General features: G+C 58.1%; 15 protein-coding genes and 1 pseudogene. 8 read left to right on the forward strand and 8 right to left on the reverse strand.

Annotated features, from left to right (window positions below; translation table 11 throughout):
- Nucleotides 1-96 precede the first annotated feature (96 nt).
- On the reverse strand, nt 97-528 hold the full coding sequence (locus K5R89_RS21095) for a carboxymuconolactone decarboxylase family protein (RefSeq protein ID WP_023290749.1): 432 nt from the start codon (nt 526-528) through the stop codon (nt 97-99).
- Between the two features lie 88 nt (nt 529-616).
- Between K5R89_RS21095 and K5R89_RS21100 the strand changes: the two genes are divergently transcribed.
- On the forward strand, nt 617-1,993 hold the full coding sequence (locus K5R89_RS21100) for a PLP-dependent aminotransferase family protein (RefSeq protein ID WP_072413484.1): 1,377 nt from the start codon (nt 617-619) through the stop codon (nt 1,991-1,993).
- A gap of 119 nt (nt 1,994-2,112) precedes the next feature.
- On the opposite strand, the gene K5R89_RS21105 is transcribed toward K5R89_RS21100, so the two are convergent.
- The gene (locus tag K5R89_RS21105) at nt 2,113-2,460 is read right to left on the reverse strand and encodes a DUF883 family protein (protein ID WP_032432206.1); all 348 of its coding nucleotides are present in this window, start codon (nt 2,458-2,460) and stop codon (nt 2,113-2,115) included.
- Between the two features lie 149 nt (nt 2,461-2,609).
- Between K5R89_RS21105 and K5R89_RS21110 the strand changes: the two genes are divergently transcribed.
- Nucleotides 2,610-2,972: a DUF2002 family protein gene (locus K5R89_RS21110; protein WP_002914291.1), complete on the forward strand. Its 363-nt coding sequence runs from the start codon at nt 2,610-2,612 to the stop codon at nt 2,970-2,972.
- A 78-nt stretch (nt 2,973-3,050) separates the two neighbouring features.
- On the opposite strand, the gene alaE is transcribed toward K5R89_RS21110, so the two are convergent.
- Entirely contained in the window at nt 3,051-3,500 is a 450-nt protein-coding gene (alaE, locus tag K5R89_RS21115) for an L-alanine exporter AlaE (RefSeq protein WP_004205719.1), read from the reverse strand.
- 728 nt (nt 3,501-4,228) lie between these two features.
- On the opposite strand from alaE, the gene stpA reads away from it, so the two are divergent.
- A complete protein-coding gene (gene stpA / locus K5R89_RS21120; protein ID WP_023290746.1) occupies nt 4,229-4,630 on the forward strand; it encodes a DNA-binding protein StpA in 402 nt (133 codons plus the stop codon).
- Between the two features lie 75 nt (nt 4,631-4,705).
- On the opposite strand, the gene K5R89_RS21125 is transcribed toward stpA, so the two are convergent.
- Nucleotides 4,706-4,885 (reverse strand): hypothetical protein, encoded by a 180-nt coding sequence (locus K5R89_RS21125; RefSeq protein ID WP_023290745.1) that lies wholly within the window; start codon nt 4,883-4,885, stop codon nt 4,706-4,708.
- A 204-nt stretch (nt 4,886-5,089) separates the two neighbouring features.
- Between K5R89_RS21125 and lpxO the strand changes: the two genes are divergently transcribed.
- On the forward strand, nt 5,090-5,992 hold the full coding sequence (lpxO, locus tag K5R89_RS21130) for a lipid A hydroxylase LpxO (protein ID WP_032453800.1): 903 nt from the start codon (nt 5,090-5,092) through the stop codon (nt 5,990-5,992).
- Here the strand turns inward: lpxO and K5R89_RS21135 are convergent.
- From K5R89_RS21135 to K5R89_RS21145, 3 genes and pseudogenes are all read right to left on the reverse strand, one after another.
- Nucleotides 5,973-6,519: pseudogene (locus K5R89_RS21135) on the reverse strand (rhodanese family protein). The gene lpxO and the pseudogene K5R89_RS21135 sit on opposite strands and share 20 nt — an antisense overlap.
- 7 nt (nt 6,520-6,526) lie before the next feature.
- Nucleotides 6,527-6,826, reverse strand: a complete 300-nt coding sequence (locus tag K5R89_RS21140) for a helix-turn-helix transcriptional regulator (RefSeq protein ID WP_002914277.1) — start codon at nt 6,824-6,826, stop codon at nt 6,527-6,529.
- A 76-nt stretch (nt 6,827-6,902) separates the two neighbouring features.
- On the reverse strand, nt 6,903-7,508 hold the full coding sequence (locus tag K5R89_RS21145) for an FMN-dependent NADH-azoreductase (RefSeq protein WP_048298082.1): 606 nt from the start codon (nt 7,506-7,508) through the stop codon (nt 6,903-6,905).
- A 103-nt stretch (nt 7,509-7,611) separates the two neighbouring features.
- Here K5R89_RS21145 and K5R89_RS21150 point away from each other — a divergent pair, with 103 nt between their 5' ends.
- Nucleotides 7,612-8,508 carry a LysR family transcriptional regulator gene (locus K5R89_RS21150; protein ID WP_048298081.1) on the forward strand — a complete coding sequence of 299 codons (897 nt, stop codon included), beginning with the start codon at nt 7,612-7,614 and terminating at the stop codon, nt 8,506-8,508.
- Nucleotides 8,509-8,540: 32 nt separating this feature from the next.
- On the opposite strand, the gene K5R89_RS21155 is transcribed toward K5R89_RS21150, so the two are convergent.
- The gene (locus K5R89_RS21155; RefSeq protein ID WP_217259568.1) at nt 8,541-10,328 is read right to left on the reverse strand and encodes a sigma-54-dependent Fis family transcriptional regulator; all 1,788 of its coding nucleotides are present in this window, start codon (nt 10,326-10,328) and stop codon (nt 8,541-8,543) included.
- Nucleotides 10,329-10,591: 263 nt separating this feature from the next.
- Between K5R89_RS21155 and K5R89_RS21160 the strand changes: the two genes are divergently transcribed.
- The 3 genes from K5R89_RS21160 (at nt 10,592) to K5R89_RS21170 (ending at nt 14,250) form a co-directional block, all read left to right on the forward strand.
- A complete protein-coding gene (locus K5R89_RS21160; protein ID WP_032453792.1) occupies nt 10,592-12,112 on the forward strand; it encodes an aldehyde dehydrogenase family protein in 1,521 nt (506 codons plus the stop codon).
- A gap of 699 nt (nt 12,113-12,811) precedes the next feature.
- Complete coding sequence (locus tag K5R89_RS21165) at nt 12,812-13,393, forward strand: fimbrial protein (RefSeq protein ID WP_087827199.1); 582 nt, start codon at nt 12,812-12,814, stop codon at nt 13,391-13,393.
- A 194-nt stretch (nt 13,394-13,587) separates the two neighbouring features.
- Nucleotides 13,588-14,250, forward strand: coding sequence for a molecular chaperone (locus K5R89_RS21170; RefSeq protein WP_087827200.1), 663 nt, complete (start codon nt 13,588-13,590; stop codon nt 14,248-14,250).
- The last annotated feature ends 12 nt before the right edge of the window (nt 14,251-14,262 follow it).

A 14,262-nucleotide genomic window follows, 5' to 3' on the forward strand; every position in this document is an offset into this window, starting at 1 on the left:
GTTATTTAAAACTTCAACCACTCAATATATAGCGTTTTTAGCAAAGCGTTCCCCCGCCGGGGTGGACAGGCGGAGGAGGGGGAAGGCTGCGCGAAACTACAGACGCATGGCGACGGCGAGGCGGTTAAAGGCGTTCATCAGGCTGATGGCGAAGGTGAGATCGCTTATCTGACGTGGGGTAAAATGTTCGCGCAGCGGCAGGTAAACCTCATCTTCCGCATGGCTGGCGGCGATGTCGGTGACCGACTCGGCCCAGGCAAGCGCCGCGCGTTCGCCAGGGGTAAAATGGTCGCTCACCCGCCAGCCGGCCAGGGCATCCAGCTTGCTCTGCGCCATGCCGCCTTTGCGCAGCGCCTGGCTGTGCTTCTCAAGGCAGAAGGCGCAGCCGTTGATCTGCGACACGCGTAAATAGACCAGCTCCACCAGGGCGCTGCCCAGCTCGCTTTTCTCCAGCGCGAGGCTGGCCTGCACCAGCCCTTTATAGACTTCCGGGCTCAGTTCACTGAATGGCTGACGTAATTGGCTCATGGTGTTCTCCTCTCTAAGACGGCAGCCAAAATAGCACTATAATGGACTGCAAAAGATAGCCATATTGTGATGAAAAAAGCAGACCATAATGGAAGCCAGCCACCTCCCTCTCTATCAACGCATCGCCCGCCAGCTGAAATCCGCCATTGAACGTGGCGAACTGGCTCCGGGCAGCCGTCTGCCCGCCAGCCGGGTGTTTGCCCAGGAGCAGGGCGTCTCCCGGGCGACCATCGAAAACGCCTGGGGCGAACTGGTCGCCCAGGGCTGGCTCGAGCGACGCGGGCAGGCGGGAACCTTTGTCAGCGAGCGGCTCAGTCCGCGCCAGCTGGCGCCTGTGCCGCCAGCGCAGCCTGCCGCGCCGGCGGAGCCGTTGCCGTTTCAGATGGGGCTCCCGGCGCTGGATCTCTTTCCGCGCGGGCTGTGGGCGCGGGTGATGGGGCGCCGGCTGCGGACGCAGTCGCGGTTCGATCTGGCGCCCGGCGATCCCGGCGGCGACCCGCTTCTGCGTCAGGCGATCGTCGACTATCTGCGCCTGTCGCGCAGTATCGACTGCCAGCCGGAGCAGGTCCTGATCGCCGGCAACTATGCCACCGCCATGAACCTGATCCTGCGTACCCTGGCGCAGCCGGGGCAGCATATGTGGATGGAGGATCCGGGATATCCCTTTATCCGCCCGGTGGTCGAGGCCGGGCAGCTGGTGGTGGATGCGATCCCGGTGGACGACGAAGGGATGGATATCGCCTGGGGCCAGCGCCATCACCCGCAGGCGCGGTTTGCCCTGCTCACCCCGGCGCATCAGAGTCCGCTGGGAGTGGCGCTCTCGCTGCCCCGGCGTCGCCAGCTGTTGGCATGGGCCGCGGAGCGTGACGCCTGGATCATTGAGGATGATTACGATAGCGAGTTTCGCTATCGCGGCAAACCGCTGCCGCCGCTGAAAAGCCTTGATGCGCCACAGCGGGTCATCTACGCGGGCACCTTCAGTAAGTCGATGTTTCCGGCGCTGCGCACCGCCTGGCTGGTAGTGCCGACCGCGCTGGCGGCGCGCTTTCACCAGACCGTGGAGCGCCAGCCCTGCACCGTTCCCACCCTGTGGCAGCAGACGCTGGCGGATTTTATCCAGCAGGGCCATTTCTGGCGTCATCTGAAAAAAATGCGCGCCAGCTACAGCCAGCGCAGGGAGTGGCTGGAGTCGGCTCTGCAGGCGCAGGGCTTTCAGGTCACGCCGCAGCAGGGGGGGATTCAGCTGGTCATGCCGGTCAGCGGCGACGATCGCCTGCTGGCCCAACGGGCGGTGGCGGCCGGGCTGGCGGTACAGGCGTTGAGCGACTGGCGGATGCGCCATACCGGCGAGGGGGGATTACTGATGAGTTTTACCAATATTCGCTCGCCGGCAATGGCTGGCGCGCTGGCCCGGCGGCTGAGGGAGGCGATTGGCGTCGGCGGCGTCACGCCCGCTGGCGCATAAAAAACCCCTGCGGCCAGAGGCGCGCAGGGGCTGACGCGTATTTGTTATCTTCATTGCTTTCCGTGAAGCAGGCGGGCTTCCGCGCGCTTATCGCGCGGCGGCAGCAAACGCTATAGCTATTATCGACGTAAATTGAGCAATACGCCAATAAATACCCCGACGGCGGCGGCGGCGCCCACGCTGTGCCACGGTTTATTGCGCACGTAGGTGTCGGCGCAGCCCAGCGCATCGCACGCTGCCTGGCGCGCATCCAGCGCCGCCTGCTGCACCCGGTTGTGGCCATTAAGGCGGGCGCGGGTCTCTTTTAACAGCGACTGCGCTTTGGCACGCGCCGCTTCCGCTTCCTCTTTCGCGTCACTGCCCCACGATTTCAGCACCTCTTCCAGCGTGTCCGCTAATTGGCTGACATCGTTATGAATATCTTCGGCGTTCTCGTCAAAATTGTTGCGGTTCACATGGTTAGCCATCGTTATCTCCCTTAATTCCATCGAGTGAGTAAGTGTAGGACAAGATTTTGAATTATGCTTACTGCTGTGGTTTCTGGAATATTCCGAAAGCACTGTCCTTAATGAATAAGGTAAGGTCAATGTGCGGTAAAAGATAACGAGGAATCAGTATGTATTTAAGACCCGATGAGGTGGCGCGTGTTCTTGAAAAAGCCGGCTTCACCATGGATGTTGTGACGCAAAAAGCGTACGGCTATCGCCGCGGCGATAATTATGTTTATGTGAACCGCGAAGCGCGCATGGGGCGAACAGCGTTAGTTATTCATCCAGCGTTAAAAGAGCGCAGCAATATGCTGGCTGAACCGGCTTCAGATATCAAAACCTGCGACCATTATGAACAGTTTCCGCTGTATTTAGCCGGGGATGCGCAGCAGCATTATGGTATTCCGCACGGCTTTAGCTCACGCATGGCGCTTGAGCGTTTTCTTAATGGTCTGTTTGGCGAAGCCCAGCCGGCCATGTCGACGAATTAATTCGCTGGATAAAGACCCGGGAGAAGCTGGCTGGCGGGAGGAAGCGACTGGCAGAGCCAGTCGCTGTTAACGTGTCGGTCAGGCTTTTGCCTGCTGGTAGGGCGCCACGCGGAACAGGCGGCGGCAATAGTCGAGGAAGTAGCCGTAAGCGGCGCCCATCATCATTGAAACCGCCAGGTTCGAGCTCACCGCAGCGACAATTTGGTGCCAGTCCGCACCCACGCTCCACAGAATGGCGACATAAACCGGCGACTGAAAGGTCACGTAGGCCAGCACGTCGGCCATATTTTTCATCCAGCCGGCCGGAGTGATGCGCCGGGCCTGACGCATCGCAAAGTCGCGATAAATCCCGTAAGGGACAGCGATAATAATGTTGACCGGGATCGCCACCAGGCGCGACGATAACGACTGCTCAAACGTCATACCAGAGAGAAAAATTTCGATCATCATGTTGACGACGGTGCAGTAAACCACCATCGCAAAGGTGTCTGCAACCGCATGCCGCAAGCGGGAGTGCGCAGAGAACATCGGAGTGCTCCTCGAAAATGAAGTCAATAACGCCGAAAAATGCGCGTTGGTATAGCGTTTTTGGGCTGCCTGTTTTGATGTGCGTAGAGTATATCTCTGCATTAAAAGTGGCAACTAGCTATAAATTTTTATTTATTGCCTTTTTGTCGATAAAATACTCTGCGAAGGTCGGTTTTTTGCCCGTTACGCTACTTTTATTGCTGGTTTTATTAAATTCTTTTACTTTCAAATAGTTGTGTTGTTTTGCACCATGATATCTGACCAGGGGGTCGGTATCTGACCGCCCGCTGTGGCGCAAAATCGCGTTAGCCTGTGATGAGGGTCATGTTTAGATGTTTTTATGCCATTATGCCGGTTTTTGTGGTGAAAAATTCTAAAACGATATGTGGCGTTTTATTCTGAATGGCTGAGTAACTATTCATTTGGCCGCGCGGCGAGGACCTGCGCATTCACCGATGATAAGAGGATAACCCGCTGACCATAAAGGTAATATCGCCTTCTTGATATATTTCCCTATCTCACCATCCGCCGTTTTTATTTATTCAGGGTCTTATTGGCCTGCGCTGGCGAAAAAGAACCGGGGATTTCCCGATATAAGGTAGGCGGAAAAGGTTTACTCTCTGCATAATATATTTATCTGGATAACCGAAGGCTGGAAATAAATAAACGTTTCTATTACACTTGCCGCGTTGTGTCTTTTAATTTGCTATTTGGAAATTTTTAATTTTATGTCTTCAATGTTACACAAACTGAATAATATCCGTTCACTGCGCGCGCTGTCCCGTGAATTCTCCATTGACGTGCTTGAAGAGATGCTGGAAAAGCTCAGGATCGTCACTGAAGAAATACGTACGCAACAGCAGCTGGCGGCGCAGCAGCAGGCGGAATATCAGGAAAAAGTGAATACCTGGCTTGAGCTGATGCGCGCCGACGGTATTTCTCCTGACGAGCTGGTGGCCGATATTCAGCCGCCGATGGCGGGAGGTAAAAAGCGGAAACCGCGCCCGGCGAAATATCGTTATACCGATCATACCGGCGCCGAGAAAACCTGGACCGGCCAGGGAAGAATGCCGAAGCCGATTGCCCAGGCGGTCGCCGAGGGGAAATCGCTGGACAGCTTTTTAATTTAAAACCGATGCGGCCAGCGCCGCGACGGCGGAAAGACCCACCGCCCGGCCTGGCCTTATGATCTGCAGCGAGGGGCTTCAGCAGACGCCGAAGTCCCCCTCTTCCTGATAGGACGTCACCTCGTCTGACTTCAGCGTATAGCGTTCTCCCTGCTCCTGCGCGGCCTGAACCACCACCAGATCCTCGCCCTGCACTTCGACCACTTTCAGTTTTGGCCCGCCCGCACGCGGTTGTACCAGATCGCCGACAGAAAACATCATTCACTCCTCACTGTTAATACCACGGATGAACCTAAACCATAGCTCAACGCCCGCGCACTGAACACCGGGTGTGCTCTTTTTTGTTAAAACAATTTGGAGGTATATGTATTAATGTTGTTAATGTTTTGCTGGCGCCATACCGCTGCTGACAAGGGGGACGGCGAGGGTAGGGTTACCATCAATCAGGTCAGGAAAGACACCATGAAGTATATCATTCTGTTGATCATTGTTATTGCTGTGCTGTATGTCCATTACCGCGGACGGGTGCGCTATCGTTTCTGGCGACAGCTCTCCGACCATTCCACATTTACCGCGCCGTTGAATGGATTTATGTATTTATTTTCCCGCGTGCCGAATACGCCTTATCTGCGCCCGGAGATGTTTCCCGAGCTGGCGATATTGCAACAAAACTGGCTGGTTATTCGCGAAGAAGGCATCCGCCTCCAGCAGCTGGAGCAGATTAAAGCGGCCGATAAATATAACGATGCCGGATTTAACTCATTTTTTAAAACCGGCTGGAAACGCTTTTATCTGAAATGGTATGAGGATGCCCATCCCTCCGCCAGCCAGCTTTGCCCACAAACTACCGCGCTGCTGCGGGATATTCCGTCGGTGAAAGCGGCCATGTTCGCCACCCTGCCGGACGGCAGCCGTCTGCCGCGCCATCGCGACCCCTACGCCGGTTCCCTGCGCTTTCATCTTGGCCTGGCGACGCCGAACGATGACCGCTGCTTTATCGAGGTGGATGGTCAGCGCTACAGCTGGCGCGACGGGGAAGGCGTGCTGTTTGACGAGACCTATATCCACTATGCGGAAAATACCAGCGGTGAGAATCGGCTGATTCTGTTCTGTGATATTGAACGGCCGATGCGCTACCGCTGGGCGCAGAAGGTCAACCACTGGCTGGGGCGCAATCTGATGAGCGCCGCCTCGGCGCCCAACGACGCCAGCGATCGCACTGGCGGAATTAACCGGGCGTTTCGCTATATCTACCAGATCCGCATTGTCGGCAAGCGGCTGAAAAAATGGAATAAGACGGTCTATTACGTCGTCAAATGGCTGCTTTTCGGCGGCATTGCCTGGCTTATCTGGAGTGCGTTTTAACTCCCCTGGCGCCGGTTCCACGGCATGATCGCCAGCAGGCGCGCCATGCCGCAAAAGCCGGTTATCCCGGCGAAAGTGAGCCCGGCGCCGACCGCGCCGCTGAGCAGGAAAAAGCCGCCGTTCACGGTATAGCCCAGCAGGACCCCCAGTAAGATCAGAACGCCAGCGGCGATTTGCACCTGGCGCATCAGCGGCAGCGGTTGCGATTTATCTTCCTCAACCGGGAGCCCCGCGGCTTTCCATGCCTGAATCCCGCCCGCCAGCAGGCTGACCTGCGCCGGCGCGGCGGCGGCGGCCAGACGAATGGCGTTGTTCTGCGTCCGGGAGCCGGCCTGGCAGTGGAAGATCACGCGCTCGCCGGCCCGGGCGTTTAGGGTCGCGCCGCCGTTCAGGGTGGCGAGCGGCACCAGCTCGGCATCGGGAATATGTTCGCGCGCGTATTCATCCGCATCGCGGATATCTATCAGTCTGGCGCCCTGGGCAATCTGCACCCGGGCTTCGACAGGGGTTAAGGTGGCGATGGTCATAGGATCCTCACGGGCAATAGAGCGTTTTCAGCGTGTTGATCACCTGCTGTACCGCAGGATGGGTGATGAAATAGTGGATGCGCTGAGCGTCGCGTTCGCTGTCGATCAGCCCCTCGTCACGCATCCGCGCGAGGTGCTGCGAGGTGGCGGAAGGGCTCAGGCCGGTAGCGCGGGCCAGTTCACCGGCGCTGGCCCGCGGCGCGTCGCATAGCATGCACAGGATCAGCAAGCGGTGAGGATTACTCATCGCTTTCATCAGCGCGGCGGCTTCGCCGGCGCGGGCCTGCAGGTCTTCGGGTGTGGTCATATATTTTAGCTTTTTCTAAATTTAGATAACTCTAAAATAAAAAAGCCGCCAGCGCCAGCCCCTTTTTCCCCGCGACTCAGGCCGGAACGGCGAGATCGGCTATCTGCGCCCGGGCGCTGGCGATCCCGGCGTCGCGACCGTGCGGGCGGTTATCCAGCCCTTCGGCATAGATAAATTCCACCTCATGGATCCCCATCAGCCCCAGCACCGCGCGCAGATAGGGGGTGACGGCGTCGGTGGTTTCTCCCTGGTGAACACCGCCGCGGCTGCTGACGACCACCGCCCGGACGCCCTCGACCAGCCCCTGCGGCCAGCTGTCGGTGTAGCGAAAGGTTTCCCGCGCCCGCGCCACGAGGTCGAACCATTTCTTCAGATCGGTCGGGACGTTGAGGTTATACATCGGGGCGCCGATCACCAGCAGGTCGCTGGCTTTTAACTCGGCGATAAACTGGTCGGAGAGCGCTACCGCCGCGCGAATGGCCGGCCGCGGATCCGCCGCCCCGCGCAGGGCGGCAAACAGCGCGCCATCCAGCGTCGGCAGCGCCATAGCGCTGAGATCGTGTTCGCGGATCCGATCGTGGCGGCCCGCCGCCTGGCGCGCCGCGAGAAATTCGTTAATCAGCTGATTGGTCAGGGAAGTTTCGCCATTAATACTGGACTTTAATACCAGAACGTTAGCCATGATGAGTGCCTCAAGTGAAGGATAGAAGCAGAGACTAACACTGTCTTTTTTCTCTCTGGAGTGACATTATTTTCCTCTATTGTATCCCGTAAGGAACCAATCTGTGCGCGACGATCTGAATGCGATCCCCGTGTTTGTCACTGTGGTCGAGAGCGGTAACTTTGCCAGCGCGGCGACGATCCTCCACGTGACGCGTTCGGCGGTGGGAAAAACCATTGCCCGGCTGGAAGCGCGTCTCGGCGTGGCGTTATTCCAGCGCACCACCCGCAGGCAACTGCTGACGGAAGAGGGAGAGCAATTTTATCACCAGTGTCGGGAGGCGCTGGGACGCATTCGCGAGGCCGAAGAAGCGCTGCAGCGCGGCAAAGGCGAGGTGCAGGGACGGCTGCGGATTTCGCTGCCGGTGCTGTTTGGCCAGCGCTGCGTGGCGCCGCTGCTGTTCCGCCTGAGCCAGCGCTATCCATTGCTGAAGCTCGAGCTCCACTACAGCGACCGGCAGGTCAATCTGCTGGAAGAGGGGTTTGATCTCGCGGTGCGTATCGGGAGCCTGGCCGACACCGGGTCGCTACGGGCGCGGGCGCTGGGGGAGCATGGCATGGTGCTGTGCGCGGCGGCGGAGTACCTGCGTCGCCAGCCGGCGCCGCAGACCATCGCCGGGCTGAGCGAGCACCGCACCCTCGGCTATCTGCATAACGGTCAGCTGCAAAAATGGCAACTTTACGACCCGCAGCAGGGCGAAGTGCGCTTCACCCCGGAGGCGTGGCTGGTGCAGGATGACTTTGCCGCCATCGCCGCGGCGGCGCAGCAGGGAATGGGCATCGCCTGGCTGCCGGACTGGCTGGTGGCGCAGGCGCTCGCCGACGGGACGCTGCAGCAGGTTCTGGCGCCCAGCGACCGTGTGCGTTTCGCCATCCACGCGGTGTGGCCGGAAGGGCCGTGGCTGCCGCAAAAAACGCGGGTGACGATCGATGCCCTGCGGGCGGGGCTGGGTCTGGCGTAGCGTCCGCGGCCGGCGCGCTTTACGCCATCGCCTCAGCGGCGTGGCCGTCCGGCACGGGCGGCGCGGCGGTATAGCGTGCTGCGGGCGATACCCAGCATCTGCGCCGCCCGGCTGACGTTGCCGTTGACCCTGGCGAGGGTATCGACAATCAACTGCTCGTCATGGGCCTGTAACCCCCCGCGCGGCAGCGGTGCAGGCGCAGCGCGGTATGCGTCCGGCAGCGCATCGGGCGTCAGCGTGTCGCCCTCATCGGCCAGAGCCAGCATCACCTTCAGGACGCTCTGCAGCTGGCGCACGTTTCCCGGCCACGGCAGTTGGCTGAGGTGGGTCAGCAGCGCGGTGGACAGCGTCACCCGGCGCGAAGCGCCGCCCAGGTCGCGCCACAGGGTGGCGATAAAGGTTTCCAGCGCCGGCCACTCGCGTAGCGGAGGCAGCGCCAGGGCGTACTCCCGCAGGCGCCACAGCAGATCTTCGCGGAATTCGCCGGCGCTGACCCGCTGGGTCAGGTTGCGGTGCGTGGCGCAGATCAGGGCGAAGTTCACCGGCACGCTGCGGCTGGCGCCGAGCGGGGCGACCTCTTTCTCCTGCAGTACTCGCAGAAGGCGGGTCTGCAGCGCCAGCGGCATATCGCCGATCTCATCAAGAAACAGCACCCCGCCCTCGGCCTCGCGGATTTTGCCGATATAGCCGTTTTTGCTGGCGCCGGTAAACGCCCCTGGCTGGTAGCCGAAAAGCTCGGACTCGATCAGCGATTCCGGGATGGCGGCGCAGTTAATGGCGACGAATTTACCGCTGCGCCAGCGGCTGTGCTGGTGCAGCGTGCGGCTGACATACTCTTTGCCGCTGCCGGTTTCCCCCTCAATACAGAGCGCGATGCTGGCGTTAAGCAGCCGGAGCAGCTTTTCGCCTTCCCGCGGGCTGGTGAAGGGGAGCTGCATGGCCGGCGGGGCGCTCACCGCCACCCGGCGGCGGGTGGGCTCGCGCAGGCGATAGTGATAGCGGCCCTGCGGGGTGGTCAGGGGCAGGGGAACGCTGACCGCCGTTTGCGTCAGCGTCGGAAAAAGCGACGCAAAGGTGAGCTGGCCAAACTGCGCCGCGCTCAGGCCGAACTCGCGCATCGCCAGCCGGTTGCCGGCGGTAAGGACGTTGTCGGAAAAGACCAGCAGCAGTTCCTCCACGCTGTCGAGTTTGTCCACCTGCCGGTGGAGGCTCATCAGCCACTGCTCAGGATGCAGGCTCTGCTTCACCCACAGATACTCAATCTGCTTTGCCGCCGCTTTCACCCAGCCAAAGGTGTGCTGGTGGGGAAAATCCGCCGGGCCGGAGATATCCAGCACGCCGGCGATGCTTCCGTCCGGCCGCTGGAGCGGCATCGCCGCGCAGTACAAATTCTGGTTGCGGGTGAGAAAGTGCTGACGCCCATCGATTTCGCAGCCGTCGTCAATCGCCAGCGCGGTGCCGATGGCGTTGGTCCCGCGTCCGCTTTCGCTCCACAGATTGCCCGGCGCCAGCGCGACGCGCTGAGCCTTCTGCATCGCCTGGGTATCGCCGACGGTATGGAGCACCAGACCACCGGGGTCGGAGAGGATCACCACCGACTGCAGGTCCGCTACCTGGCGCGACAGGGCTTCCACCACCGGCTGCGCCAGCTGCTGCAGGCTGCGGTGGCTGGCGAGCCGGTCCGCCAGCTCGCCGGCGTCGAGGCGGGGAAAATCCTCGGTGGCGGGATCCAGGCCGTAGCGCTGGCAGCGAGACCATGAATCGCTCAGCAGGGGATTGGCGTTAACCTCTGGGGCGAGAAGAAAGGGATTGCCTGGCACAGGGCACCTCTGGGTCGATGTTGCTGTGTTGCAATATTGTAGCTATTTGGTTTATTTGGTGTTGCGATTTGCAACACATAAGTGGAAACCCGTGCGACAGTGGCTGACCATCTGCCCAGTTAGTAAATGCAACCTGTTAATAAATAAACCTATTTAGAGAAAATGAAAAACTGGCATAACCCCTGCAAAGTGAGATGCGTTCGGCGGCAAGTTTAAAAAATCAATATGCCGCTGCGTCTCAACCCTACAGAAGGAGATTTGCGATGCGTTATGCACACCCTGGCCAGCCCGGCGCCCTGGTTTCATTGAAATCCGCTTACGGCAACTTTATTGACGGTAAATTTGTCGAGCCGCTGAGCGGTGAATTCTTTATGAATACCTCCCCGGTAGACGGCAGCAACATTGCGCAGTTTCCCCGGTCGGATGCCAGAGACATTGACTTCGCCCTCGACGCCGCCCACCGTGCGGCGCCGGCGTGGGGCAAAACCTCAGTGCAACAGCGCTCCAGGCTGCTGCTGCAGGTCGCCGACCGTATTGAACAGCATCTGGAATATCTGGCGGTGGCGGAGAGCTGGGACAACGGAAAACCGATCCGCGAAACGCTGAATGCCGACCTGCCGCTGGCGGTGGATCACTTTCGCTACTTCGCCGGCTGCCTGCGCGCCCAGGAGGGAAGCACTGCCGAAATTGACGAAACCACGGTGGCCTACCATTTCCATGAACCGCTGGGGGTGGTCGGTCAGATTATCCCGTGGAACTTCCCGCTGCTGATGGCCGCGTGGAAGCTGGCCCCGGCCCTGGCGGCGGGGAACTGCGTGGTGCTCAAGCCGGCGGAACAGACGCCGCTGAGTATTACCCTGCTGCTGGAGCTGATCGGCGATCTGTTCCCGGCGGGGGTGCTGAACGTGGTGCAGGGCTTCGGCAAAGAGGCGGGCGAGGCGCTGGCCACCAGCAAGCGTATCGCCAAGCTGGCGTTTACCGGCTCCACGCCGGTCGGGCGACATATTCTCGCCTGCGCGGCGGAGAATATTATCCCCTGCACCGTCGAGCTGGGGGGCAAATCACCCAATATTTACTTCGCCGACGTGATGGAGGGTGAAGAGGAGTTTATTGAGAAGGCGGTGGAGGGGCTGGTGCTCGGTTTCTTCAACCAGGGTGAGGTCTGTACTTGCCCGTCGCGGGCGCTGATCCATGAATCCATCTATGAGCCCTTTATGGCGCGGGTCATGGAGAAGGTGGCGCAGATCCGTCGCGGCGATCCGTTAGATACCGACACCATGATCGGCGCCCAGGCTTCCCGCCAGCAGTTCGACAAGATCCTCTCTTATATTCAGATTGCCCGGGAAGAGGGCGGACAAATCCTCACCGGCGGCGAGCGGGCGGCGATCGCGCCGGCGCTGGATAATGGTTTTTATATTCAGCCCACGCTGATTAAAGGTCGCAACGATATGCGCTCCTTCCAGGAGGAGATCTTTGGGCCGGTGATCGGAGTGACCACCTTTAAGGACGAAGCGGAAGCGCTGGCTATCGCCAATGAGACCCAGTTTGGCCTCGGCGCTGGGGTGTGGACGCGCGATACCAATCTCGCCTATCGCATGGGGCGCGGTATTCAGGCCGGTCGCGTATGGACCAACTGTTATCATGTCTACCCGGCACATGCGGCGTTCGGCGGCTATAAACAGTCCGGCGTCGGGCGGGAAACGCATAAGATGGCGCTGGATGCCTATCAGCAAACCAAAAACCTGCTGGTGAGCTACGGCACCGCGCCGCTGGGCCTGTTCTGAAGCCCATCTCATTACTGATTGATCCTCAGTCCGCAATCCGTTCGGGTTGCGGATTTTTTTTGCGTCAAAATAACCCTGTGAAAGGGAGCGGTTACGGTGGCGGATAACGGCAATACATTTGGGTTAATGAAGTAATGGCTTTCATTTGAAAATAAAAATACTTCCAGAACAAGAAATTACAGCGCAGCTCAGGAGCGCTTTGCCTTAATTTGTGTAGAAATGATGAAGATTAATACCAGGAAAATTCCTAATTTTTTAGTGGCACCGGGTTTGAGCACAATAAAACAAGACGTTTTTTTGAGCAATTACCTTTAAATTTGTTAATAAAATGGACGTATTGTTGTTGAGAGGTATTTAATTTTCTTTTGTATAGATATGTAAATTAACATTGAAATGCCATTTCAAAAAATAACTTTATGCCGATTATAGTCATTAACCTGTATGTAACATTTCATCAGGTTGCCTTTTTTTACATCGGGTAATATATTTATTTCGCACATCAAAATAACTCTTTTTCTTCTGCTTGTTATTCATGGCCACCTTTCGGCGAAATAAAGCGGAGTTAAAGGACGTGTGCCGATTATCCTGCGGAAGGAACGCAATGAACATTTACAGGGAGGAACGGACGAGCCGTTTCGCGATAGCCATGGGGCTATTGTCGATGACGGGAAAATATATTCGTTAACGATGAGATAAATAATGAAAACGCAACTTCGTATTATGGCAATTCTCATGGGAGCGCTGGTTTCTGGCGCTGCAATTTCTGTTACTACGCCAACCATTAACGTTAACCCAGGCTCCAACGCGGGTACCCAGGGTACCGGCGGACAGGTTATTTTCAATGGATCAATCACCGACAGCTCCTGCAATATCGACAGCGCATCCACCAGCCAGACGGTGGATCTGGGCAAATGGGCCAGCACCTATTTTACCAGCACAGGTTTTGAAACCACCAAAACCCCTTTCCATATCAAAGTAAAAGATTGCCCTGCCAGCGTGACAAATGTCGCGGTGCTGTTTGACGGCGCGCGCGATCCGTCTGATAACACGCTGTTGGCGACCACCGGCGGCGCCGCTGGCGTGGCGATCAAGCTGTATGAAGATGACAAGTCTACGGCGGTCAGCCTCGGCAAAGTGTCGAAAGCCAAAAATGTCGTTGCGGGCGCGACTGCCGGCACCGGCACTGCCGACCTCGAGTTTTTCGCCGACTATATCTCCACCGGTGCGGTGACGGCTGGCGATGCCAACGGTACGGCTAATTTCAATATGATTTATAACTAATCATATTGCGCGCTATTCAGAGTCAGTCCACTGCGTCCTGATTAATTGCAGATAGCTAAAGTGATAATTGTCATAAAGTCACGAAATATATTCGTGACGGTATAGTTGTTTTTGCTAATTATCCCGACGGGTACTGGCTCTGATATTCCCTGCTTTATTTTACTGTTTGTTCAACCTTTACCTGATGGTAAGTCATGATGAAGAAAATAATTGCCGTTGCGGCCTTTCTGCTGTGCTCCACGGCAGCGCAGGCCGGTGTTGTCATGGGTGGAACCCGTGTGATTTATCAGGAAGGGAAGCGTGAAGCCGCTATTTCAGTCACTAATGCCGATACCCATACGCCCTATCTGGTGCAGTCGTGGGTGGAAAATTATGCGGAAAACGATAAGGCCAAGGTGCCCTTTATTGTTACGCCGCCCTTATTCCGTCTCGATCCGGAGCAAAATAACGTCCTGCGCATTAACTTTATTGGCGCCTCGCTGCCCAGCGACCGTGAATCGGTCTACTGGCTGAACGTCAAGAGTATCGCCCCGACGCCCAAGGGCGAGGTGAACAAGCTGCAGGTCAATATTAAGTCGAAATTCAAAATCTTTTATCGCCCCAACGGCCTGGCGGGCGACCCGGCTAAAGCCTGGCAGCAGCTGAAGTTTAGCCAGTCCGGCGGTCATCTGACGGTGGCAAACCCCACTCCCTATTTTGTCTCTTTTTACGCCGTCGAGGTGGGCGGGCAGGCAATCGACGAGCCTGGCATGGTGGCCCCCTTTGGCGAGAAAACGTGGCCGGTGAGCGGGCACGGCACCGTCAAATGGCGGGCGATTAACGACTACGGCGGCGTCAGCGATTACGCCCAGCAGTAATTCCCCTTTGTG

It is taken from the genome of Klebsiella sp. TF21-TM, from assembly GCF_019753495.1.
In the GTDB taxonomy this organism is placed as follows: domain Bacteria; phylum Pseudomonadota; class Gammaproteobacteria; order Enterobacterales; family Enterobacteriaceae; genus Klebsiella; species Klebsiella quasipneumoniae.

Coding starts and splice junctions, on each gene's coding strand:
- K5R89_RS21095 (WP_023290749.1), bottom strand. CDS start 528: ATGAGCCAATTACGTCAGCCATTCAGTGAACTGAGCCCGGAAGTCTAT.
- K5R89_RS21100 (WP_072413484.1), top strand. CDS start 617: ATGGAAGCCAGCCACCTCCCTCTCTATCAACGCATCGCCCGCCAGCTG.
- K5R89_RS21105 (WP_032432206.1), bottom strand. CDS start 2,460: ATGGCTAACCATGTGAACCGCAACAATTTTGACGAGAACGCCGAAGAT.
- K5R89_RS21110 (WP_002914291.1), top strand. CDS start 2,610: ATGTATTTAAGACCCGATGAGGTGGCGCGTGTTCTTGAAAAAGCCGGC.
- alaE (WP_004205719.1), bottom strand. CDS start 3,500: ATGTTCTCTGCGCACTCCCGCTTGCGGCATGCGGTTGCAGACACCTTT.
- stpA (WP_023290746.1), top strand. CDS start 4,229: ATGTCTTCAATGTTACACAAACTGAATAATATCCGTTCACTGCGCGCG.
- K5R89_RS21125 (WP_023290745.1), bottom strand. CDS start 4,885: ATGTTTTCTGTCGGCGATCTGGTACAACCGCGTGCGGGCGGGCCAAAA.
- lpxO (WP_032453800.1), top strand. CDS start 5,090: ATGAAGTATATCATTCTGTTGATCATTGTTATTGCTGTGCTGTATGTC.
- K5R89_RS21140 (WP_002914277.1), bottom strand. CDS start 6,826: ATGACCACACCCGAAGACCTGCAGGCCCGCGCCGGCGAAGCCGCCGCG.
- K5R89_RS21145 (WP_048298082.1), bottom strand. CDS start 7,508: ATGGCTAACGTTCTGGTATTAAAGTCCAGTATTAATGGCGAAACTTCC.
- K5R89_RS21160 (WP_032453792.1), top strand. CDS start 10,592: ATGCGTTATGCACACCCTGGCCAGCCCGGCGCCCTGGTTTCATTGAAA.
- K5R89_RS21165 (WP_087827199.1), top strand. CDS start 12,812: ATGAAAACGCAACTTCGTATTATGGCAATTCTCATGGGAGCGCTGGTT.
- K5R89_RS21170 (WP_087827200.1), top strand. CDS start 13,588: ATGATGAAGAAAATAATTGCCGTTGCGGCCTTTCTGCTGTGCTCCACG.